General features: G+C 71.5%; 2 protein-coding genes. Both read left to right on the top strand.

The features are described from left to right. The first annotated feature begins 324 nt into the window (after positions 1 to 324). Complete coding sequence (gene pstC / locus EIO58_RS17530; protein ID WP_127820513.1) at positions 325 to 1401, top strand: phosphate ABC transporter permease subunit PstC; 1077 nt, start codon at positions 325 to 327, stop codon at positions 1399 to 1401. A 1-nt stretch (position 1402) separates the two neighbouring features. Next, positions 1403 to 1624 (top strand): hypothetical protein (locus EIO58_RS17525; RefSeq protein WP_164861850.1); only part of this gene is annotated, 222 nt, incomplete at its 3' end.

The raw sequence follows: 1624 nt of genomic DNA, 5'->3' as shown, positions 1-1624 counted from the left end.
GGTCGGCGGATCGGTCACGATCATCGAGGCCGACCCCGAGGAGCCCCGCCCGAGCCCGACTCCGACCCCGACGGCGCCGAGGCCCACGCCCACGCCGACGACGCCTCCCGAGACCCGCGGGTGACGCGCGCCCCCGCTCCTCAACACCCGCGACAGGCTTCCTTGCCCGGCCGGATGCCCCCTGTTCACATTGCGCGCTCAGGCTGACGGAGGCCGTGGGAGCCCTACCCGACTCCCCGCAGTCGCTACCGGACTTCCTGCAAGCTGCACGAGGAGACGCATGACCGCTTCGTGGTGTCGCGAGGTGCTCGGATGAGTCACGACATGCCGACCGACCCGGCGCGCGACGCCGAGCGGGCCACCGCGGTGCTGACCGACGAGACGACGCTCCTGCCGCCCTTGCGCGACGCGTTCGACCCGCCGCAGGCGCGCGAGCTGAAGAGCGCGCCGACCGTGGCCGACACGATCTTCCGCCGCACCGCGTACGCGGCGGGCGGCATCACGGTGGCGATCATGCTGGCCGTCGGAGTCTTCCTCGCGCTGCGCGCGGGGCAGGCGCTGCTGCCGCCGGGCGGCGTGGGGCTGAGCTTCCTCACAACGCAGGAGTGGTCGCCCGAGACCGGCCAATTCGGCATCGCCGCGGTGCTGTTCGGCACCTTCACGATCGCCATCATCGCCATCTGCATCTCGCTGCCGCTCGCGCTCGGCACGTCCCTCCTCATCTCGGAGGTGCTGCGCGGGCGGCTGAAGCAGTGGTCGATCACGCTCGTCGACCTGATGGCCGCGGTGCCGAGCGTCGTGTTCGGGCTCTTCGGCGTGTACTTCCTGCAGGAGGCCATCATCCCGGTCTCGCGCTGGATCTCGACGTATTTCGGCTGGATCCCGGTGCTGGCGGTGACGGATGCCGAGGGCAACGCTCTCACCGACGCGTCGGCGTTCACCTCCTCGGCGTTCATCGCCGGCATCGTCGTGGCGCTCATGGTCGTGCCGACCCAGACGTCGATCATGCGCGAGGCGTTCATGCAGGCGCCGGCGGGCGAGCGCGAGGCCGCGTACGCCCTCGGGTCGACGCGCTGGGGCATGATCGACGCGGTCGTGCTGCCGTTCGGCCGGGGCGGCATCATCGGCGGCACGATGCTGGGGCTCGGCCGGGCGCTCGGCGAGACGATCGCGGTCTACATGATCATCTCGCCCATCTTCGCGATCAACTGGCAGGCGCTGAAGACCGGCACGAACTCGGTGTCTGCGCTCATCGCGCTGCGCTACGGCGAGGCGAGCGAGTTCGCGCTGTCGGCGCTGATGGCGGCGGGACTCGTGCTCTTCCTCATCACGCTGGTCATCAACTTCACCGCGTCGTCGGTCGTGGCGCGGTCGCGGTCGGGCGCCCAGAGCGAGGGATGACATGACGATCACGCTCGAACCACCTCGTGCCGAGGCATCCGGAACCGTCGTCGACGCCGGCGCGCCCGACGCCATGGCAACCGACCCCGCGCCCCGCACGGCCATCCCCGACCGCGCCGGCATCGAGGTCGGCGATCGCCGCCAGGTGCACTCCGCTCGGCTGGACGACCGCTACGCCATCCTCGGCGCCGCGGCCGGCGCCCTCGCGCTCGCGGCGCTGCTC

The organism is Microbacterium sp. CPCC 204701, assembly GCF_004010105.1.
GTDB lineage: Bacteria > Actinomycetota > Actinomycetes > Actinomycetales > Microbacteriaceae > Microbacterium.
The sequence above is the reverse complement of the archived record's forward strand: the minus strand, read 5'-3'. Positions and strand labels throughout refer to the sequence as shown.